The sequence below is a fragment of the Bacillus sp. FSL H8-0492 genome (assembly GCF_038006145.1).
Classification (GTDB): domain Bacteria; phylum Bacillota; class Bacilli; order Bacillales; family Bacillaceae_G; genus Bacillus_A; species Bacillus_A mycoides.
Genome location: NZ_JBBOUP010000001.1, coordinates 1916128 through 1936140 on the forward strand (window position 1 = coordinate 1916128; position 20013 = coordinate 1936140).

Annotated in this window: 20 protein-coding genes and 1 pseudogene; 15 read left to right on the forward strand and 6 right to left on the reverse strand. The window is 34.0% G+C overall.

Annotated elements, in window-relative coordinates; genetic code table 11:
- Positions 1 to 27 precede the first annotated feature (27 nt).
- Complete coding sequence (locus tag MHH66_RS09750; RefSeq protein WP_078185410.1) at positions 28 to 3309, forward strand: VaFE repeat-containing surface-anchored protein; 3282 nt, start codon at positions 28 to 30, stop codon at positions 3307 to 3309.
- Positions 3310 to 3390: 81 nt separating this feature from the next.
- On the opposite strand, the pseudogene MHH66_RS09755 reads toward MHH66_RS09750, so the two are convergent.
- Positions 3391 to 3489, reverse strand: a pseudogene (locus tag MHH66_RS09755) (3'-5' exonuclease); the annotation flags it as partial.
- 53 nt (positions 3490 to 3542) lie between these two features.
- Here MHH66_RS09755 and MHH66_RS09760 point away from each other — a divergent pair.
- Together MHH66_RS09760 and MHH66_RS09765 are read left to right on the forward strand one after the other, a co-directional pair.
- Positions 3543 to 4403 (forward strand): hypothetical protein, encoded by an 861-nt coding sequence (locus MHH66_RS09760; RefSeq protein ID WP_078185411.1) that lies wholly within the window; start codon positions 3543 to 3545, stop codon positions 4401 to 4403.
- Positions 4404 to 4452: 49 nt separating this feature from the next.
- Entirely contained in the window at positions 4453 to 4776 is a 324-nt protein-coding gene (locus MHH66_RS09765; RefSeq protein ID WP_002185308.1) for a hypothetical protein, read from the forward strand.
- Between the two features lie 340 nt (positions 4777 to 5116).
- Here MHH66_RS09765 and MHH66_RS09770 read toward each other — a convergent pair whose 3' ends face one another.
- The gene (locus tag MHH66_RS09770; RefSeq protein WP_002128348.1) at positions 5117 to 5371 is read right to left on the reverse strand and encodes a SunI/YnzG family protein; all 255 of its coding nucleotides are present in this window, start codon (positions 5369 to 5371) and stop codon (positions 5117 to 5119) included.
- A 244-nt stretch (positions 5372 to 5615) separates the two neighbouring features.
- Here MHH66_RS09770 and MHH66_RS09775 point away from each other — a divergent pair, with 244 nt between their 5' ends.
- Both MHH66_RS09775 and MHH66_RS09780 read left to right on the forward strand, forming a co-directional pair.
- The gene (locus MHH66_RS09775) at positions 5616 to 6359 is read left to right on the forward strand and encodes a M15 family metallopeptidase (protein WP_033709884.1); all 744 of its coding nucleotides are present in this window, start codon (positions 5616 to 5618) and stop codon (positions 6357 to 6359) included.
- A 1279-nt stretch (positions 6360 to 7638) separates the two neighbouring features.
- A complete protein-coding gene (locus MHH66_RS09780) occupies positions 7639 to 8010 on the forward strand; it encodes a hypothetical protein (protein WP_002084333.1) in 372 nt (123 codons plus the stop codon).
- 68 nt (positions 8011 to 8078) lie between these two features.
- On the opposite strand, the gene MHH66_RS09785 is transcribed toward MHH66_RS09780, so the two are convergent.
- On the reverse strand, positions 8079 to 8285 hold the full coding sequence (locus MHH66_RS09785; RefSeq protein ID WP_000834521.1) for a hypothetical protein: 207 nt from the start codon (positions 8283 to 8285) through the stop codon (positions 8079 to 8081).
- A 503-nt stretch (positions 8286 to 8788) separates the two neighbouring features.
- Between MHH66_RS09785 and sigI the strand changes: the two genes are divergently transcribed.
- The 3 genes from sigI to MHH66_RS09800 all read left to right on the forward strand — a co-directional run bounded on the left by sigI (position 8789) and on the right by MHH66_RS09800 (position 11376).
- Positions 8789 to 9511 (forward strand): RNA polymerase sigma factor SigI, encoded by a 723-nt coding sequence (sigI, locus tag MHH66_RS09790; protein ID WP_002128341.1) that lies wholly within the window; start codon positions 8789 to 8791, stop codon positions 9509 to 9511.
- Positions 9504 to 10925: an anti-sigma factor domain-containing protein gene (locus MHH66_RS09795; RefSeq protein WP_078185452.1), complete on the forward strand. Its 1422-nt coding sequence runs from the start codon at positions 9504 to 9506 to the stop codon at positions 10923 to 10925. The genes sigI and MHH66_RS09795 overlap by 8 nt, the downstream gene beginning before the upstream one ends.
- Positions 10926 to 11109: 184 nt before the next feature.
- Positions 11110 to 11376 carry an ArsR/SmtB family transcription factor gene (locus MHH66_RS09800; protein WP_002167922.1) on the forward strand — a complete coding sequence of 89 codons (267 nt, stop codon included), beginning with the start codon at positions 11110 to 11112 and terminating at the stop codon, positions 11374 to 11376.
- A gap of 160 nt (positions 11377 to 11536) precedes the next feature.
- Here MHH66_RS09800 and MHH66_RS09805 read toward each other — a convergent pair whose 3' ends face one another.
- Positions 11537 to 12739, reverse strand: coding sequence for an ankyrin repeat domain-containing protein (locus MHH66_RS09805; protein WP_002185311.1), 1203 nt, complete (start codon positions 12737 to 12739; stop codon positions 11537 to 11539).
- Between the two features lie 355 nt (positions 12740 to 13094).
- Here MHH66_RS09805 and MHH66_RS09810 point away from each other — a divergent pair, with 355 nt between their 5' ends.
- Positions 13095 to 13895, forward strand: a complete 801-nt coding sequence (locus MHH66_RS09810) for a hypothetical protein (RefSeq protein WP_063217496.1) — start codon at positions 13095 to 13097, stop codon at positions 13893 to 13895.
- A gap of 192 nt (positions 13896 to 14087) precedes the next feature.
- Here MHH66_RS09810 and MHH66_RS09815 read toward each other — a convergent pair whose 3' ends face one another.
- Positions 14088 to 14411, reverse strand: coding sequence for a winged helix-turn-helix transcriptional regulator (locus tag MHH66_RS09815; protein ID WP_002167925.1), 324 nt, complete (start codon positions 14409 to 14411; stop codon positions 14088 to 14090).
- 124 nt (positions 14412 to 14535) lie between these two features.
- On the opposite strand from MHH66_RS09815, the gene MHH66_RS09820 reads away from it, so the two are divergent.
- From MHH66_RS09820 to MHH66_RS09835, 4 genes are all read left to right on the forward strand, one after another.
- On the forward strand, positions 14536 to 15069 hold the full coding sequence (locus MHH66_RS09820; protein WP_002128335.1) for an NAD(P)H-dependent oxidoreductase: 534 nt from the start codon (positions 14536 to 14538) through the stop codon (positions 15067 to 15069).
- Between the two features lie 211 nt (positions 15070 to 15280).
- Positions 15281 to 16783, forward strand: coding sequence for a class I adenylate-forming enzyme family protein (locus tag MHH66_RS09825; RefSeq protein WP_078185412.1), 1503 nt, complete (start codon positions 15281 to 15283; stop codon positions 16781 to 16783).
- 144 nt (positions 16784 to 16927) lie between these two features.
- On the forward strand, positions 16928 to 17491 hold the full coding sequence (locus MHH66_RS09830; RefSeq protein WP_002128332.1) for a GNAT family N-acetyltransferase: 564 nt from the start codon (positions 16928 to 16930) through the stop codon (positions 17489 to 17491).
- Positions 17492 to 17502: 11 nt separating this feature from the next.
- Positions 17503 to 18402 carry a PhzF family phenazine biosynthesis protein gene (locus tag MHH66_RS09835; protein WP_078185413.1) on the forward strand — a complete coding sequence of 300 codons (900 nt, stop codon included), beginning with the start codon at positions 17503 to 17505 and terminating at the stop codon, positions 18400 to 18402.
- A gap of 35 nt (positions 18403 to 18437) precedes the next feature.
- Here MHH66_RS09835 and MHH66_RS09840 read toward each other — a convergent pair whose 3' ends face one another.
- Entirely contained in the window at positions 18438 to 18647 is a 210-nt protein-coding gene (locus MHH66_RS09840) for a hypothetical protein (RefSeq protein WP_002014052.1), read from the reverse strand.
- An 84-nt stretch (positions 18648 to 18731) separates the two neighbouring features.
- Between MHH66_RS09840 and MHH66_RS09845 the strand changes: the two genes are divergently transcribed.
- Positions 18732 to 19481 (forward strand): Nif3-like dinuclear metal center hexameric protein, encoded by a 750-nt coding sequence (locus MHH66_RS09845; protein WP_002137368.1) that lies wholly within the window; start codon positions 18732 to 18734, stop codon positions 19479 to 19481.
- 5 nt (positions 19482 to 19486) lie between these two features.
- Positions 19487 to 19978 (forward strand): NUDIX hydrolase, encoded by a 492-nt coding sequence (locus MHH66_RS09850; RefSeq protein ID WP_002014049.1) that lies wholly within the window; start codon positions 19487 to 19489, stop codon positions 19976 to 19978.
- The last annotated feature ends 35 nt before the right edge of the window (positions 19979 to 20013 follow it).

Below are 20013 nucleotides of genomic sequence, written 5' to 3' on the forward strand. Positions count from 1 at the left end.
TTCATTTTATCTAGGGAGGTTTTAAAATTGGGGAGAAGAGTTGTTAAAAGAGTTTTTGCATTATTATCAGTACTAGCATTATTCTTTAATGTGTTTCTACCGAAGGCAAATGCGGAGGTTATGACGCATGAAAAGTATTCAATGAACTGGAGTTATAGCAACAGTTTAGGTAAGTACATTCGAACTGAAATTATTAAAAATTCAAGCGGTCAAATTGCTTATTGTTTAACTCTTGGCTTAAAATCACCAAATGGTGAAGATCTTCCTGAAATGGGGAAAACAGATAATGTAGTATATAGGGTTCTATTAAATGGTTTCCCACAAAAAAGTATAGAACAACTGGGAGTAGCTAATAAGAATGAAGCACATTATGCAACTCAGCTTGCGGTTTGGAATGCATTAGGTCAACTTGATGTAAATGAATTAAAGCATGAAAATAAAAATGTTGAAAAAGCGGCTAAGACAATTATTAATGCTGCAAATACAAGTGAAGATACTCAAGATATTTTTATGAATGTGATTCCTGCTGAAAAGCAAAAGGCAGAATTAAAGGGTGAGTTTTTTGAAACAAACCTATACACAGTACAAACAAATGCTAAGAGTGGTTCTTATAAAGTAGTAGCGAAAAATGCACCTAATGGAGTTAAAATTGTTAGTGAAAATGGAGAAGTGAAAGATCAGCTTTCACTTGGGGAAAAATTCCGTATCCAAATTCCTAAAGATACAAAAACAGGTGAATTTAATCTAAGTGTTGCTACAAATTTAACTAAAGTTCAAGCAATTGCTTATCGCGGTACTGATACTGTTCAGAATGCTACAGTGCTACTAGAAAGAAATGAGGAAAAGCTTAGTAGTGACCTTGCAGTAAATTGGGAAGCTGCTGGTTCTTTAAAAATTAAAAAGGTTGGGGAAAATGGAGAAATATTAGCTGGTGCAGTATTTGAAGTCTTTAATGCAAATAATGAATCAGTTGGAAAAATCACGACGGGTGCTGATGGTACTGCAGAATTAAATAACCTACCAATTGGTACCTACATAGTAAAAGAAATTAAAGCACCAACAGGTTATGTTTCAGGTGATAAACCACAAACTATTGAAGTTAAGACAGGGGAAATAGGAGCTGTTCAAGTAGTAAACAACAAAGTAAAAGGTAACATCGAAATAAAAAAACTTAGTGATTCAGGTAAGATGTTACCTAATGTTGAATTCACGGTCTTTACTGAAGATGGAAAAGAAGTGAAAAAAGTAGTAACAAAAGAAAATGGAATTGCAAATGTTGATGGTCTTACGTATGGTAAATATTATTTCTTAGAGACAAAAACACCTAATGGATATATTGGAAATAAAACAAAGTATCCTTTTGAAATTAAAGAGCACAATAAAACACTTACTTTTACAGTGGAAAATACAGAAGTGAAAGGTAGTGTGAAATTACTAAAAGTAGATAATGAAGATATCAGTAAAAAATTAGAAGGTGCAGTATTCGAGCTAAAAGATGCAAGCGGGAAAGTAATTGGGGAATATAAGACAGATAAAAATGGTGAAGTTAACGTCAAAGATTTAGCGTATGGTAAATATTCATTTGTAGAAAAGGCTTCTCCAAATGGTTACGTTCTTATTACAGAACCGATTGTGTTCGAAATAAAGGAACACGGGAAAATTATTGAGCTATTAGCAGTTAATCATCTTATCAAAGGTAATCTAGAAATTACAAAAGTTGATGTAGCTGATGGAAACAATAAGCTTCCGAATGCAGAGTTTACTATTTATAATGAAGCAGGAAAAGAAGTAGTTAAAGGGAAAACAGACGATAAAGGTATCGCGAAGTTTGAAAAGTTACCATTTGGAAAATACACATATAAAGAAACCGTTGCACCAAAAGGTTATGTATTGAATGAAGAAATATTCTCTTTTGAGATCAAAGAGAATGGTCAAATCATTAAACATATTGTCAAAGATGAAAAGATTCCATCAGTAAAAACAACAGCTACTGATAAAACCGATGGTACAAAAGAAATGCACACTTCTAAGTCTGTAACAATCCAAGATAAAGTGGAATACAAAGACCTACAAGTAGGTAAAGAGTACACTTTAAAAGGTAAATTAATGGATAAAGAGACTAATAAACCATTAGTTGTAAATGGTAAAGAAGTAACTGCTGAAACTAAGTTTACACCAAAAGAAGCAAACGGTTCTATTACACTAGATTTCACTTTTGATGCAACTGGTTTAGAAGAAAAAGAAGTAGTAGTATTCGAAGAGTTACTGAAAGACGGAAAAGTTGTTACTACACATGCTGATATCAATGATAAAGGTCAAACAGTTAAGTTCGTTAAGCCATCAGTAAAAACAACTGCTACAAACAAAGCTGATGGTGGAAAAGAGATTCATTCAAAGGATTCTATCACTATTCAAGATAAAGTAGAGTATACTAACTTAGTTGTTGGTAAAGAGTACACTGTAAAAGGTAAATTAATGAACAAAGCTATTAACAAACCATTATTAATTGATGGTAAAGAAATAACAGCAGAGACTAAGTTCATTGCAAAAGAAAAGAATGGTTTTGTAACATTAGACTTTACTTTCGTTGGTGCTGAACAGCAAGGAAGAGAAGTAGTTGTGTTTGAAGACTTATTGCATGAAGGTCAAGTAATTGCAACTCACGCTGACATTAACGATGTAGGTCAAACAGTTCGATTTGTAGAGCCTTCCATTAAAACAACAGCTACAAACAAAGCTGATGGTTCTAAAGAGTTAGACGCTTCTAAATCTGTAACAATCCAAGATAGAGTGGAATACAAAGACTTAATCGTGGGTAAAGAGTACGTTGTAAAAGGCAAACTAATGGATAAAGCAACAAACAAACCATTATTAGTTGATGATAAAGAAGTAACAGTAGAATCTAAGTTTACTGCAAAAGAAAAAAATGGTTCTATCACATTAGATTTCACATTTAATGCTTCTGCATTACAAGGTAAAGAAGTAGTAGTATTTGAAGAACTGTATCAAGATAATATTTTAGTAGCTATTCACGCTGAATTTGAAGATAAGGGACAAACAGTGAAATTCAAAGAGGTAAAACCGGAACAACCTAAACCAGAACAGCCGAATCAAGATAAAAATACTCCAACATCAGAGCAACCTAAAGAGCAAGTAAAAGAGCAACCACAACCTAAGAAAGAAATTCAATCTAAAATTGGATGGTTACCCCAAACAGGCGCTGACCTTACAAGTTGGATCTCTATGGCTGCAGGTGCATTATTGTTAATTGTTGGTGGAGTGATTTTCCTAAAACGTAAAAATGCATAAAAATTTAAAAATAAGCACATCTGTTTTTTTACAAGATGTGCTTATTTTTTATGTTAATAATTTAGTCCTATTTACAGTATTTTAATCTATTTGCTTATTTTTGAGTTGTTGTAATAATTCCAGGACAGCAAAACAGTCAGCAGCTGCTCGGTGTTTAATCGTTAATTCCGTTGCTCCAAGCCAAGTTTTCTACCATACAAAAAGCTGGGGCATCACTTCATAAACAAGCGGTAATGGCTGATGGACTAATTAATAGTGTCTCAACGCATGTTGCAGAAGCTCAACAAGCATTCCCAACCTTGCATACAGATATCATGTCTGGATTAGATGCTGCCAATAACATTATGGACTCTGCTAATAAGATTTCAGGCTATAAAATAGATACGTCTAATATGGCTAAAAATGTTGGAAACATGGATGGTTTATCTACTCGCCTCAAAGATTTTGGTGTACCACCTGAAAAAATGGAAGAGTTTTTGGCAGAACAGAAGCGTACAAATGAACTTGGATCGATGTCACTTGATTTCATTCCAGTTATTGGGCAAATCAAACAAGGGCTACAACTCATTAACGGCAAAGAATATTTCGCTGATAGAGAGTATGACAAAAATGACTATGTATGGGGAACCGTTTCTACTGTTTTTGGTGGGGCTCCTAAAGTTATTGGACGTGTATTCGGTAAATATGGTGAGTTAGAACAAAAAGCGAAGGATTTAGGAAAAGTATCAAAGGTAACTGAAGAGATGGGATGGAGTATGCCAAGAGGCGGAGGGGTCATTGATGGGCGTAAGTATACTGAACATGCGCTTGAAAGAATGGCACCTGATACAATTCAGGTTCGGGCAGAACTTACGAAGCGTGCACGTGAAAGAGCTGAAAGGAATGGTTACACATTCGGATCAAAAGAATATATGGAGGAATTAAAAAAAGTTGATCCGCGAGGTGTAACAACAAGCGTAGTAGAAGAAACAATTAAGCATGATACTAAAAAACCAGGAAATAAACCTGGTCTATGGCAATACGATGGGAAAGATGTTAGAGTCGTATTGAATGATAGTGGCGATGTTGTTTCCGTTGTACCTAATAAATCGTGAATATTATAAATAAAGTAGATTGAGCCCATTCACGAAAGGAGTTGTTAAAATGAATATTCAATATGATGAATACGAATTATTAGAAATATTCGAGAGTGAACCAGAAGATTATTTTATTCCTGGTGCAGGTGCATATAGATATAATAAAATAGATAAATTAGGATTTGAATTAGTAATGATTATGTGTTATTACGAGGAAACTGTTGAATTACAATTGTATTACAAAAATAAATGCATATTTGAAACCAAGATACATTCGGCGAAACGAATCTATACCCGTAATGACTCATTATATGTCCAAGGCGGCGTAGAAAACAAAACAATCGAAGTAAAATTCAAGCCACATTTTACAGTTCAAATAGAGAAGTTCTAGATAGATGAAATAAGAAAACACCTTATGCATATAAGGTGTTTTCTTATCCAAAAAGCGCCTACATAGACGCTTTTTGTGCCACTTAAAAGGATTTAAGATACGTTTACTTGAGTTCTTTAGGTAGCTAGGGTTTGAAATACTAACTTAAAAGAAAAATGTTGAGCAGTTCATCTTTATTATTAATATATCTGAATTAAAGATGCAATTTTGCATCCCAATTTCTGCGGCATCAATTACATGCTACCCTCACAAATATAGAAAAAGGTGCGAAGTCAATTCTATGACTTTGCACCTTTTTATTTCACTTGAACTTTGTTTAAGCGCGTTTATCTACTCATTGTTACGCGTGAATTGCGTTTAAAATCGACACTTTATTCGTAGTAAATAATACATAATTTTGTTTTACAGTTTTAATTAATATACGATCAGTTGTCCCATATGCTGTTCCGATACGGATTGCACTTGGTTCTTCAACACCCGCATAGGTAGCATCTTCGGTAACCTCAATCACATCACGTAATGGAATCGTGACCTCCGCAAATTGCCATGAAATAATTAACTCCTCTTTTGTTTTTTTGACATCAATGCCTAGCATTATACCAAGACCTTTCTATAACAGAATGCTACACTTCTTATCTTATTATACAAATCTTTAGATTATTTTTCTACATGTATAAATAGAGCTGATATTTTAAGGGTATCAAAAGAACGGGAAGATATACTATCAATCTATTAAGGAATGCGTTATGAAGAAAAGTTCACAAGGAATTAATATGGATTTGATATGGTTGAAGTATGATGAATGAGTAACAGTAGGAGTTGCAGGAAGGAAATGAATGATGAGACTTAAATTAGTAGGAACCTTAACTTGTATAGTAGTAATGCTAGGTATCTTTATCATTTACACCAATATATCTATTGGTAAAGAACCATATAAGACAAACCATGAAACTAGTGAAAACTCCATAAATAAAGAAAAAAATAGTAAGCAAAATGGGACTTCAAATAAGATAGCAAGTTCCTTTGCTAGTATACAGGCTGTAGTAAATAAGGAATATGGTTTACCCGAAGACTATATGCCAGAGGATTTAGTTGTACCAAATGTACCGTTCTCATTTAGTGGAACGGTAGAAAAGAGTCATCTTCGTAAAGAAGCAGCGGAAGCGTTAGAAAAACTATTCCTTTTAGCTAAGCAAGATGGGATCCAGTTGAATGCTGTTTCAGGATTTCGTTCCTATGAGTATCAAAAAGGTCTGTATGCCAACAATGTTAAAAAGAAAGGGCAAGAGCATACGGATCGCTTCTCTGCAAAGCCAGGGCATAGTGAACATCAAACAGGGTTAACGATGGATGTTTCTTCTAAAAGTGCGAACAATGAACTAGAGCTATCCTTTGCGAATACGAAGGAAGGAAAATGGCTGAAAGAAAACGCGCATCGTGCAGGGTTTATCATTCGTTATCCTAAGGGGAAGGAAAGTATTACGGGTTATGCATATGAACCTTGGCATATTCGCTATGTAGGAGATATTGCTGAAAATATATATAAGGAAAAACTGACTTTAGAAGAATATATGAATCTGTGAAAATAGAATTGAAGAGTTAAACTGTATTCATTGTTTATGAATGCTACTTTTTCTATTAAAAAGCCTAATTTCTCAATGTTTTGTAGAGAAATTAGGTTTTTTTCATCACTTCATTAGAGTTTTTTAGGCTTCGTTCGTTGTTATACTTCACACAATATTATAAAGGAAATAGAACTTACTGAAGATAACATATGAATGTTTTATAAATGTATCAAAAAAGTGAACAAAATCGTTATTTTGCACAACAAGGTAGTCAGCTTAATGAAATAACTGCTTGTAAAAAAAGAAGCCCTACAGGAAATATTACAGGGCTTCACCAAGTTGAGTTATGTCGTATTCACAAGGGATTTTAACATGATATTTGTGTTGAATAAACTGGTAAATGTGTCCAAGTAATTTGGAGCTATTTTATAAAAAAAGAGAAGCGCTTAATCAGGACGCTCCTCTTAATGCCAATACACAATAACTATCCCATTATACTGTATAAGCGTAAAATATTTAACAATTACCTTCATGGTAAATATTTCATTTTGTCTTAGTACCTTTAAATCACGAAAAAAGGTTCTGCTGTTTCCAACAGAACCTTTCCTAAAATGGCAAAGAGTAACTCTTACCTTACTCTTTGTTCATATACTACAGGAGTTTTAATGAAAATCCAAGGCTCCTTATATTGAGAAATAAAGAAGAATCATTATAAAAATTTTTATCTTTTTTCATAAATAAAAGAGCAGCTAGCAAAAACTAACTGCTCAATACAAGGAGATACAGAGAAAACTAAATGGATTTTGGCATACAGCCTATCAACATTATGGACATAATATTGATTTTTATTCGAAGGAATTCATGTTTTACAAATCAGATTATGATAGTCGATATTCTCCATATTGACCAGAAAAGAACCAAGAATTCTAGTGAAATTCCAAGTGTTCTTTTCCTAGTTTTTTGAAATTCTTTTACTAAATAGCCAATAGCGCTAATTGCTAGAAGAATGAAAAGAATAAGTTCTAGTGTAACTGGCATTTGATCTACTCCTAATCCATTATTTTAATTTAGTATATAACGATTATAAGATATTTTTTGTGGTTAGTGGTGAGAAATTAAACAAAACCATCTCTTTACGAAAAAAGGTCCTGTTGTTTCCAACAGAACCTTTCCTAAAATGGCAAAGAGTAACTCTTACCTTACTCTTTGTTCATATACTACAGGAGTTTTAATGAAAATCCAAAGCTCCTTATATTGAGAAATAAAGAAGAATCATTTAAATTGTTTTTGAGTAGAAATGAAAATAGGGGTTTGCCTTAAACATTTATTATTAATCAAGAATATGAGTATAGAAACAGGCTTAAATTTTGTAATGGTGGAGGGGATTGTTGTGGACATAACTCAAAGTGTGGTAAGAATAGTGGTTAATGGGAAAGACCTTCCGTTCACTTCAGTTCAAACCTCTGCATGGAATCATGGACCTGTAAATGATTTAATCGTTTCGACGAATCAGAGAGTGAATGAGCTTTATCAATTCATGTGGTCACAAGTACCAGTTACGATCTCGGTGTATTTTCTTCAAGGGGCGGACTTAATGAGATTCGCTAGGATCGCTGGAATTAATGAACGTGTAACGGGAGAATATATATATCATTTCATTTGGGGATAAGAAGAATTCAAAGTAGCTTAACAGCTGCTTTTTTATTTTGCATAGAAAAAGGAACCATAATAGGCTCCTTAATTTGATTCAGAAGTTGTGTAGTTTTTCTTGATGATATCTTTTATGTTGATAATTAAGGATATAAGGAATCCAGCAGCTAGGATACCGTTTACCCAGTAATATGTATTCCCGGATGTAAATTTATTATAAAAGGAATCGATATTATAATACACTAAGCCTGCTGAAATGACGGTAGAGATTACTAACGTACCAAAACTTTTCATGACGCTGCCCTCCGATTCTGAAATTTTAGACTTTTAATACAATTATACATTTAAATAAAAAGGTTTACAAAGGAATTACCATAAGGAGGAGTTATAACGAGTTTTTTCCAATTGATGGTTTTTATTTTTGAAAAAATAACTATTTTATAAAAAATATTTTTTTGACCCCCATAAAATTATTTGTTCCTTCGAATATATATAAGTAGAAGAAAAAGCTAAAATTACCAAAAATATAGCGAAGAGTTATTCAAAGATTGCAGCTAAAATAGAAAAGAGCAAGAAGAACAAGTGGTATTGCAAAAGAAAACAAGAAAGTAATACAAAATACAGACTTCACTTTAGTACAAGTGGAAAAAATAGTCATATAAAAAGTCGGCCTCGAAAAATATGAGCACCAGCAAGAAGACAAGCCCAAAGAAAAGTACTAAGAAAATGTGGTTAAATGGTCACTTGTTTAGTGGCCATTTTGCTATTTGAAGCAGAAGGAGGCAGGGAGATTACTAGTGTTGAGTTTAGTAATGAAAATCTTAAAAAAAACGAAAATAGAAGATATCGTATTTAACATACAAAACAACGGAGGAGATAAGGAAGCTTTTATCGTACAGTATCAGCCGTTTATTAGAAAATCAATCTCGTCTGTCTGCCGCAGGTACATTACAGAACAGGATGATGAATATAGTATTGGATTGTTTGCGTTTAACGAAGCAATTGAACAGTATTCATATAAAAAAGGAAAATCTTTTCTAGCGTTTGCTGATCTTCTTATAAAAAGAGATGTAATTGACTATATACGCAAGGAGTCTAAGCATAATCTTGTCTTTTTAAAAGAAGATAAGCAAGAGGAAATATTAGAAATACAAGTATCGCTTACGGAGTATATGAAAGAGATGGAAAATAGTAACCGTAAGGAGGAAATTCTTCATTTTCAAAGTGTGCTAGCTGAGTTTAAAATCACATTTTCAGAGCTTGCTAAGGAATCCCCTAAGCATCGTGATACGCGTGAGCACTTAATAGAAATTGTAAAGATTATTATAAAAGACGAGAAAATGATGGAAGAGCTGTTCCGAAAGAAAAAGTTACCCCTTAAACATATTGAACCACGTGTTAGGGTAAGTCGTAAAACGTTGGAGCGACATCGAAAATACATTATTGCGATGTGTATTATCTTTGCAAACAACTATACATATATTCTGGATTATATAAGAGGGGAGAAGCATGATGAATAAAGGAATTGTGATGGATATAAAGAAACATAACGTAGTTGTTTTAACTCCAAATGGAGAGTTTATTACGTTTAAAAGAAAAGTACACTCTTACATGATTGGAGAGGAAATCTCGTTTAACGAACAAGAGCAAAGAGCACCGCGTTTTTCAATCCCTTCTTTCTTAAAGCTTGCATCATTACTTGTTACTTGTTTTCTATGTGTGTTGCTGTTTTTCTACAACCAACCGGAAGAAAAAGTATTTGCTTATGTCTCAGTTGATATAAATCCAAGTTTAGAGGTGAGCGTAACAAAGGATCTTCGTGTTATAGATTTGCGAGCTTGTAATGATGATGGAAGGCGTATTTTAAAAGAAATGAAAGGGTGGGAAAATAAGCATCTGCAAGACGTAATACGTACTATTATAAAGCAGAGTCAAGGGGATAAGTACTTAACGAATGATAAGCAAGTTATGCTAACAGCTGTTACAAAGGACAAGTCGTTAGAACCACAGTTGGAAAAGGTTATGCAGGAATTAAAGAAAGAGTATGAGATAAAACATATTACAGTTGAATATCAAAGCAGTACGATGCAAATGCGGGAGGATGCCAAGAAAGCAGGGGTTGGAACGGGCGTTTATATAAAACAAGAGAATGAGAAGCAAAAATCGCTTACTCCACCTGCACCTCCGTCTAATCAAGAACAACAAAAGTCATCTCCTGTAAAAGAAGAAAGCAACGAGAAGAAAGAGCATATAGAACAAAAGCAATCTAAGGAACAACAACCGAAGCAAATAAAAGAAAATAATGGGAATCAGCAAGAGAACAACGGAAGAGGATCACAAGGAAATAATGGGAATGGGCAAGGAAACAAAGGCAGAGGGTCACAAGGAAATAATGGAAATGGGCAAGGAAACAACGGAAGAGAGTCACAAGGAAATAATGGAAATGGGCAAGGAAACAAAGGCAGAGGGTCCCAAGGGAATAATGGAAACCAGCAAGGGAACAACGGAAGAGAATCGCAAGGGAATAATGGACATCAGCAAGAAAACAACGGTAGAGGTCCACAAAAAGAAAATAATGGACACCAGCAAGAAAACAACGGTAGAGGTCCACAAAAAGAAAATAATGGACACCAGCAAGAAAACAACGGTAGAGGATCCCAAGGGAATAATGGGCATCAGCAAGAGAATAACGGAAGAGAATCGCAAGGGAATAATGGAAATGGTCAAGGGAACAACGGAAGAGAATCGCAAGGGAATAATGGGAATGGTCAAGGAAACAACGGAAGAGAATCGCAAGGGAATAATGGGAATGGTCAAGGGAACAACGGAAGAGAATCGCAAGGGAATAATGGGAATCAGCAAGGGAACAACGGCAGAGGGTCCCAAGGGAATAATGGACATCAGCAAGAGAACAATGGCAGAGGGTCTCAGTAAGGAAAGCTCCTACCACATAATATTTAGTGAAAGAAAAATCTATAGAATATTGAACGGAGGGGAGATTCCTTCCATCTGAAGATATTTTTTAACATTTTTTTAAAATGACGGACATAAAATCGTATATCCTTTCGAATTATATATATGGATATCATTAATGTTTATATAAAAGGGGAGAAAAAATATGAAAGAAATGTATGAAGAAATCACTGAAGTATTGAAGGTACTAGCACATCCTGTCCGTTTATCATTAGTAAAAATAATGCTTGCAAAAGGTCCTATTAACGTAACGACAATGTATGAAACATTACAAATGCCTCAAAGTACAATTAGTCAACATTTATCTAAACTAAAAGCTACTAAAGTCGTTACAGGTACTCGGAAAGGATTAGAAATTTATTATGAGGTAACTGACAATCGCACAAAATCAATATTAGCATGTTTAGTTTAAATGCTGACTTCTATTTCAAAATAAAAAGTGCTATTCTTTCCTACGTATTTACAGAGAGAATAGCGTTTTTTACTTTTAAGGAGTATCTTTTTTATTAGTTTGATAGTGATATGGTATTAACTCTAAAATATAAAAATGTTGCTTTCGTTTTCATTCTTTCTCATAAGTTTGAACTCAAAAGGTCGACTATCTCATCGTATCCAAGGCGTTTAGCCGTTTCTATGGGGGTTTCTATTAATTTTTGATTCTTTGGCATACTGTATAATGTTGCTTTCGCATGTAAGTTCGGTTGATGATGTAGTAACACTCGAACCACTTCAATAAAGCCTCGTTCACATGCACTATGTAACGGTGTAACCTTTCCTTGTCCTGTACTATGGATATTAGCTCCATTTTCTAACAACAGCGCTACCATCTCTGGTTTATTGCGGTCGCAAGCAAGACTTAATGCACTCCTTTTGTATTCTTCTAGTAATTCCATATCAATACTGTTGTCTATTAAAACCTTTGCTGCTTCAAGATTGTTATCATCCACTGCGTAGTGGAGAGCTGAACTTTTTCTGCTTGTCACCGCATTTATATTTGTAATACGCTCTAAAATATAATGAACAATTTCTTGATTACCAGACTTACTAATTAAATGAAGAGGAGTGACTTTTCCGACCATTATTTCATTTGCATTTTCACCTCTAGAAATTAAGTATTTAATAATTTCTACGTTACCTTTTCCGCATGCTAGGGAAAAAGGTGTTTCTCCATGATATTTAATCTTCAGATTTGCTCCTGCTTCCACTAGTAATGTAACTATATCAATGTTGTCATTTAAACAAGCAATGTGAAGTGGCGTTTTTCTATCAGGTCCTTTTTTATTTAATGCAGATAATTTAATGTTTACTAACTTTTCTTTAACTGTTTCTATGTCATTCCTCATACACGCGTAGTTTAACGTTTTCTTAAAACTTTCTGCTTTAATAGCGCTTTGTAGTTGTGATTTACCAAAATCAGAGGTTGGTTCAATATGATAATGGCTGTATGCAAGCAAAAGTAGTGCAGAACTGCACTCTAAAGTAGGATTTAAATCATCATAATAATCAACTTCATATAAACCATTTGTTTTGACAGTTAAAACAAATGCAGTCCAGTTTGATTCCCCAGTATGACGTACTCTTTGAATATTGTCCATAATTTCATTAGATGGAAGCCCTTCTGAGCCATGTTCAAATACTTCCATAGATTCATAATGAAAGTAACTATACGTCGTGACAACCCCATTGTAAAATGCAAATAACATCGATTTTTCAGCTGTATTGGGTATATGCTTTAACATGATTTCGACAAGTGTTTCTATATATTGATTCTTCAATGATTTCACCTCTATTAATATTTGAACGGGTTACGTTATAATTATTTGGAATTTCTAACATACTAATAATCTTGAACATCACTTTACGTAATTTCAAAAAAAATTGACTTTTACATATATTATAACATTTCATCTTAGTTTGTTGGTAAAAGGCTTTTATGTTCGCTAAGTTATCTGTTCTTTATGTGCAAATTTTATGAAAACTCAATTGACAGCAATAAAATTTATTTAGTTGATAATTATGAAGAGTAACAAATAACCTAGGTAGAGAAACTCATACTTTTGGATAGAGAGCATTCTATGTTTTTGATATATTAATAGTTAGAGAACAGAAGTAAGGGGTGAAGATATAGAAATGGAATTATTTGATTACTATAAGCGAAAAGGGAAGTTTAAGCTGTTAATTGGAGCGGGTATTTTTATTCTCGCTTTATGCACTGTATATGACGATTGGGGATATATTAATTGGGGGCAGATTATCTTTTTTGTTATCGCTTCTTCTATCTTTTTTGGAATTGGATTTTGGCAGTTAAGAAAAGGGAATTTGATACAAAAGAATACGGTGAAAAGTAATATGACGTTTTGGGATGTGGAGACTTTTGTCGTATTAGAATTACCTAAGCGGAACAAGCAATATGGTTTATATCATCCTGATGGCGGATATGTTGCAGGAACAAAGATAGTTTCATCTAACATTCTTTTTTCAGTAATACCTTTTTTACATAATAAAGATGTATATGCATTAGAAACGAGTAGCGGGAAAATTCTAGCATATTTTCATACTGAAGTGGACGGATATGATTGGGTAATCTATGATTCGAATTATAATCAGATTGGTATGTTTAAAGAAAAAATGATACAAGGATTTACTATGATACGTGGTACTTTGCTGACTGATAAGGCTACAAAATTGTACGATATAGAAGTAGAGTTTGATTTTATTCAAAGTACTCTTAGTACAATAGATGGGCGTATATTAGCAATCGGTAAGCAAGGATATATGCCTATAGAATGGAGTGAAAGGTTCATGGGCTTAAATGTACCTACTATTACATTAGGTTCTAATGCGTCTAATAATGAAAAAATTCTCAGTTTAGGGGTGCTCCTTTATAGCTTACATACAATTGAAATTCGAAAAAATAGGGCGAGCGTTTAATGAGGGGGAGCAGTGTTTATACGCGAAACTTTATAGGAATTTCATTTTTCTAATTATATCTTTTTAGATTGATGGATGTGGGGTCACGTCCATCAATCTAAGAAAACAAGTTAGCCTAAAGAAAATAAAAATAAACTTTATAAAAACACGAAATATGAACGTAGAGGATTAAACAAAATTTATAGTACTTTTCTAGTCATGTAATCTTTTCATTTGATGGTCTTTTCCCCATTCAAATAGTTCATCCATAATTTGCATTAAAGATTTTCCATGTTCGCTTATTGTGTACTCAACCTTTGGTGGTACTTCTTGATATACAGTACGATGGATAATCCCATCAGCCTCAAGTTGCCGAAGTTGCTGTGTGAGAACTTTTTGTGTAATGTTTGGAATTTCTCGTTTTATTTCATTTGTTCGCATTTTTCCATCCGCCAAAACACATAAAATATGAATTTTCCATTTTCCACCGATCACGTCGAGTGTCGTTGCGATTGGGCAATTATCATTTTGATTCATATAACACCTCCAAAGGTACTTTAAGGTTCCTATAGCACTTTAAAGTACGTACTTTTCAATTATATGTGACTCACTCATACTAATACGTAAAGGATTGAATAATTTAAAAAGGGGATGGAAGATGATGAGAACACTTGTAATTGTAGCACACCCTGATATTGAAAAATCAAAAATCAATAAAAGATGGATCGAAGAACTTGAGAAACATTCGGATGAAATAACGGTGCATGAATTATATAAAGCGGCACCAAATTGGGAGTTTAATATTGAAGAAGAGCAAAAGCTATTAGTAGAACATGACAGATATATATTTCAATTTCCGCTTTATTGGTACAGTTCACCACCATTATTAAAAAAATGGTTCGATGATGTATTAACATATGGATTTGCCTACGGATCAAAAGGGGATAAAGTGAAGGGGAAAGAATTTGGTGTAGCTATTTCTATAGGTGGGTTAGAAAAAGACTATAAAAATAGCGGAATTACAATGGATGAATTAACGAAACCATTCCACGCTACGAGCTTATATACAGGAATGGAATTTATACCATCATTTTATTTATATGGTGCGGAATATGAAATCAGTGATGAAGAGATTGACAAAAGTGCACCTGAGTATGTGAAATATGTGATGAATAAGGAGTTTTCTAATATATAAGGAGAAATAGCCATTTACTTGTTAAGTAGATGGCTATTTTTGTTTATCCCGCATTAACCGCCCGTAAGGTGTGAACTAATAATCAGTGGGGATGAACACCTCACATCGACTAAAGATTCACTTCATTTAAATTCACTAAGTTTAATCTTTAGTAAATTAATAATTAATCTGGTAAAATAAAAACCCTAACACATATAAAGGGGAGTTTTATTTGAGAACGATGCGACAATTATTACAAAAAAGAGCAATGCAGTCACCAAATTTGGAAGCGCTTATCGGTGGAGAGAAAAGGTATTCGTTTCAGCAGTATAATGAACGAGTAAATCAGCTTGCACATTATTTGTTACATACCGGTATGGAAAGAGGGGATCGTATAGGAATTCTATGCAAAAATAATCATCCGTTTCCAAGCGTTATGATGGCAAGCTTAAAAATTGGAGCGGTATTTATTCCGCTTAATCATCAGCTTACTGCTTATGAATTAGAATCGATTGTAAAAGAAGCGAGATTAAAAGTATTAGTTATTGATGATGAATTTAGTGAAGTTGTATTAAAGATTAATGGAGTTAAAGAAATTCCTTATGTAATTGAGACGACAAAAGAAGGATTTGGCTCATTTGAATTAAAATTAAAGGAACAGCCAATAACAGAGCCGAATGTGGAAGTTCATGAAGATGATGATGCCATTTACTTATTTACTTCAGGAACGACTGGACAGGCAAAAGCATGTGTAATTGGTCATAAAAACTTACACCATTATTTTACTGAAATTGCGGGGCAAAGAGAAATTCCAGCAGGTGAACGCTTTTTATCAGTGCACCCATTGTTTCATATGAGTGGCGTGCTTTCTATTTTAAATTGTATTTATCATGGCGTTACGATGGTCTTTTTAGCTGATTCGAATCCTACTCTTATTTGGGATAAGATTGAAGAAGAGAAAATTACTACGATGCTTGCGTTCCCAGCTGTTTATAGTTACATGCTTGATGAATTAGATAAAAAAGAGCGCAACATTTCGGCCTTTAAAGTAGCGCAAAGTGGTGGTACAAAGGTGCCAGAAACACTCATTCAAAAATATATGGAAAAAGGCATTTATATGGTGCAAGGTTATGGGAGTACAGAAGGTTGGGTAGTAACTTCTTGGCATCCAAATATGGGAAAAGAAAAAATGTCTTCTGTAGGGAAAAATTTGAAACATGTAGAGCTGAAAATTGTTCATCCAGAAACAGGTGATGAGCTAACAACAAATGAAGTTGGAGAGATTCACGTGAAAAGCCCGTACATGTTTAAAGGATATTGGAATAATGAAGAGGCAACAAAGAAGGTAGTAAAAGATAATTGGTTTAACATGGGTGATGCCGGTATGATAGATGATGATGGATTTCTACATATTATGGGAAGATATAAAGACGTTATCGTACGCGGTGGTGACAACGTATATCCAGATCAAGTAGAAGATGTAATTCATGAAATAAATGGCGTTTTAGAAGTTGCAGTAGTTGGGATTCCAAATGACTTTTGGGGGGAGGTTCCAACAGCTTACATTGTAAAGGACATTCAAACGTCTTTAACAGAAGAAGAGATTATTCAGCATTGTAAAGAAAAACTAGCAAGCTATAAAATACCAGAAGTTGTATTTATGGACGAATTACCGAAAAACGCTTTAGGGAAAGTGTTGAAGAGGGAATTAAGGGATGTTTTTCTTGTGAAATAAAAGGTTATTAAATAATGAAGAATCCAGTTATGTAAAAAGCATAACTGGATTTTTGTTTATAAAAAACATAATGATTTACTAGATTTTGTATTTTGTGTAAGATAATAAAGAATATTCAATTAACAATTAAAGGAAGAGATATAAATGAAGCTGCCACTATTACAAGTAGAGACAGAGAGACTGATTATTCGTCCATTTCAAAAAGAGGATTATGAAAGTTGGTTAGATGGATTCAATAAGAGGTTACCATCTCAATATAAATACGATGATGGCTATCATGACATGTCGTCTTCAACGAAAGAATGGTTTACGGAATGGATAAGAGGATTTGATGAGGCGGCAAGACGGGATGAAATGTACGTTCTAGGTATTTTTCAGAAAGAAGATGGCGCCAATATTGGAAAGCTAGAACTTATAAAAATTTTACGTATGGACTATCAATGGGCGATGATGGGTTACTCTATTCATAATCAACATTGGAAAAATGGATACGGAGCAGAAAGTGTAATAGCTGCGCTGCCGTTATTTTTTAATGGCCTTCAATTTCATAGAATCGAATTACATATACATATCGATAATGAGCCATCTATTCGTCTTGCAGAAAGAGCTGGTTTTTCATTTGAATGTACGAGAGAGGCATTTTCTATGGGGAATGGTAAGTGGGTAGATTTTCTTATTTATTATAAAAATAATGAAACGAACAAATAAGGGGATAAAAAATAAAGACTATAAACGTATTTCATTACGACGCATTTACGAATAAACCAAATATGGGAAATCCAGCAGGTATTGTATTAGAGGCGGATGGATTAACGGAAGAGGACATGCAGCGTATTGCTGAAAAAGTTGGATTTAACGAAACATCTTTCGTTCTTTCTTCAGAAGTAGCAGATATAAGAATGCGCTATTTTACACCAGGGTTTGAAATGGATTTATGTGGTCATGGGACAGTTGGAACTATATATGCCTTGCGTGAAAGAGGTTTATTAGAAGAAAAAACAAACCTTACGATTGAGACGAAGGCAGGTATTTTACCAATACAAATAGGTGCAAATGAAAATGGAGAAACCTTTATTAAAATGAGGCAGGCAGCACCTCAGTTTAAAGATTTTGCAGGTTCAAAAGAAGAATTAGCTCATAGTATCGGGTTAGAAGTAACTGATTTAGATGCAAGTGTACCAATTGTATATGGAAGTACGGGGAACTGGACTGTAATTGTACCGATTAAAAATCTAGATGCATGTGAAAGAATGAAACCTAAAAATGAGGCGTTTCCATCGGTATTAAAAGAAATACCTAAGGCTTCTATCCATCCAGTTTGTCTAGAAACTTATGATGAACAGGTGCAAATGCACGGTCGTCATTTTTCATCACCTTATTCTGGAATGATTGAAGATCCAGTGACAGGAACAGCTTCATGGGTAATGGGAGCGTATTATGCGACGTATTTGGAGAAAGATTTTGACCGTGAATTGGAGTTAATCGTTGAGCAAGGACAGGAAATAAATAAAGATGGTCGTGTAACGGTTTATGTAACGAAAGATGTAGAAAATGATAACTTACAAATTGATATTGCTGGAACAGCGGTGTATGTAAAAGAGTTTGAAATTTCAATATAAAAGAATGAAGCCCAGTATATAAACTGGACTTCTTCTTACCTGTTCAACACTTCAATATACGAAGCATCCCCAGCTGTTCTAATAGTAGAGCGGAAATTATTGTTTTCTAACGTTTCAGCAACTTGTTTTAATTGCTGTGCATCATCGTGATGAATAATTAAACTATCTGCACCACTTTCTTCTATATGAATATGCTCAACATTTCCAATCGCTTCATGTATAGCTTTTAAAAATTCAGGTTTCATATTGTCCTCCTATATGTATGTAACGTCGTTAAATAGTATTTCCTTATTTTTGAAATATAAAAGTAAATGAAAGGAGAAATGAAAATGAATATAACGCAGTTCAAAGAACATATTACATCACTTTTTGAAGAGCATCTTAATAAATACGGTGATGACGAGTATGGCTTCACTCACATTAGTAAAGAGGAATTTCACAAAATAGGTTACACGACAAATTTGACGCTAGAAACAATTGAAGAAGCGTATAGAAATGGTGTCGATATGATAGTTACACATCATGCACCGTGGAGTTTTCTATTCGGTATGGAAGAGGCTTGTATTGAGAAATTAAAAGAATATGAAATGAATCATTTTTGGATTCATTTGCCGTTAGATTTTGTAAAGTTTGGCACGTGTACGTCGTTATTTAATGAAATTGGGATAGATACAATACTGGAATATTCCACGTATGAGGAAGAAGAGCTACCGGGAATAGGAGAATATAAAGAAGCGATTCCGTTTTCAAATTTAGTTGAAAAACTTGAAGAGAGAATGGAAGAGAAAGTGAAGAGCTGGAAAAATCATGACAGGCCAGTAAAACGGATTGCGATATTAACAGGTGCAGGAAACAATACAAACCTTATTGAGCGTGCGCTAGAAAAAGGTTGTGATACGTACATAACGGGAGAAAAAACATTATATACAGTGCAACATGCGAAATTTAAAGGCATCAATTTGATTGTAGGAAGCCACACATTTACAGAAGTATTTGGTGTAGAAAGTTTGGCTCGTAAGTTAAAAGAAAGAGATCGTGCAATAGAGATTATTAGATTAAATGAAGAGCATTTGGAGTGAGGGAAATGGTAACTATATGCGCAAATTATGGGGAATCAAAAGTGAGGTTAACGTGGAAAAAAGATTGTATATTGCCAGAATACGAAAGAATCACGAGTGTTCACGGTTTTTGTTTTCATAATAATAAGGTTTTACTGATAGACCATGAGCAGCGTGGTTGGGACTTTCCTGGTGGGCATATAGAAGAAGGGGAACTACCAGAAGAATGTTTTAAAAGAGAAGCGTGGGAAGAAGGTTATGTAAAAGGAGAATGTACTTTATTTGGATATATTATCGTTGACCATAGTGATAATCCAAATTGGAATGAAAATAGTCCGTATCCAAAAGTAGGGTATCAGCCGTTCTACCGGATGGAGATTAATGAAGTGCATAAGTTTGACGGTGAGTATGAATCCGATAAAAGGATGTTTGTTAGAGTAGAAGAGAGTGCAGCGTATCATTATAAATGGAATGAATTATATGATGAAATCTTGAAGGAAGCCGTTTTGATAAAATGAAAATTAATTTCTGCAATATTAAGATGTTAGAAGGG

Excerpts from the sequence above, each read along its gene's own strand:
- MHH66_RS09760 (WP_078185411.1), top strand. The coding sequence starts at position 3,543 with ATGGCTGATGGACTAATTAATAGTGTCTCAACGCATGTTGCAGAAGCT.
- MHH66_RS09765 (WP_002185308.1), top strand. The coding sequence starts at position 4,453 with ATGAATATTCAATATGATGAATACGAATTATTAGAAATATTCGAGAGT.
- MHH66_RS09770 (WP_002128348.1), bottom strand. The coding sequence starts at position 5,371 with ATGCTAGGCATTGATGTCAAAAAAACAAAAGAGGAGTTAATTATTTCA.
- MHH66_RS09775 (WP_033709884.1), top strand. The coding sequence starts at position 5,616 with ATGAGACTTAAATTAGTAGGAACCTTAACTTGTATAGTAGTAATGCTA.
- MHH66_RS09780 (WP_002084333.1), top strand. The coding sequence starts at position 7,639 with ATGAAAATAGGGGTTTGCCTTAAACATTTATTATTAATCAAGAATATG.
- MHH66_RS09785 (WP_000834521.1), bottom strand. The coding sequence starts at position 8,285 with ATGAAAAGTTTTGGTACGTTAGTAATCTCTACCGTCATTTCAGCAGGC.
- MHH66_RS09795 (WP_078185452.1), top strand. The coding sequence starts at position 9,504 with ATGAATAAAGGAATTGTGATGGATATAAAGAAACATAACGTAGTTGTT.
- MHH66_RS09800 (WP_002167922.1), top strand. The coding sequence starts at position 11,110 with ATGAAAGAAATGTATGAAGAAATCACTGAAGTATTGAAGGTACTAGCA.
- MHH66_RS09810 (WP_063217496.1), top strand. The coding sequence starts at position 13,095 with ATGGAATTATTTGATTACTATAAGCGAAAAGGGAAGTTTAAGCTGTTA.
- MHH66_RS09815 (WP_002167925.1), bottom strand. The coding sequence starts at position 14,411 with ATGAATCAAAATGATAATTGCCCAATCGCAACGACACTCGACGTGATC.
- MHH66_RS09820 (WP_002128335.1), top strand. The coding sequence starts at position 14,536 with ATGAGAACACTTGTAATTGTAGCACACCCTGATATTGAAAAATCAAAA.
- MHH66_RS09830 (WP_002128332.1), top strand. The coding sequence starts at position 16,928 with ATGAAGCTGCCACTATTACAAGTAGAGACAGAGAGACTGATTATTCGT.
- MHH66_RS09840 (WP_002014052.1), bottom strand. The coding sequence starts at position 18,647 with ATGAAACCTGAATTTTTAAAAGCTATACATGAAGCGATTGGAAATGTT.
- MHH66_RS09845 (WP_002137368.1), top strand. The coding sequence starts at position 18,732 with ATGAATATAACGCAGTTCAAAGAACATATTACATCACTTTTTGAAGAG.
- MHH66_RS09850 (WP_002014049.1), top strand. The coding sequence starts at position 19,487 with ATGGTAACTATATGCGCAAATTATGGGGAATCAAAAGTGAGGTTAACG.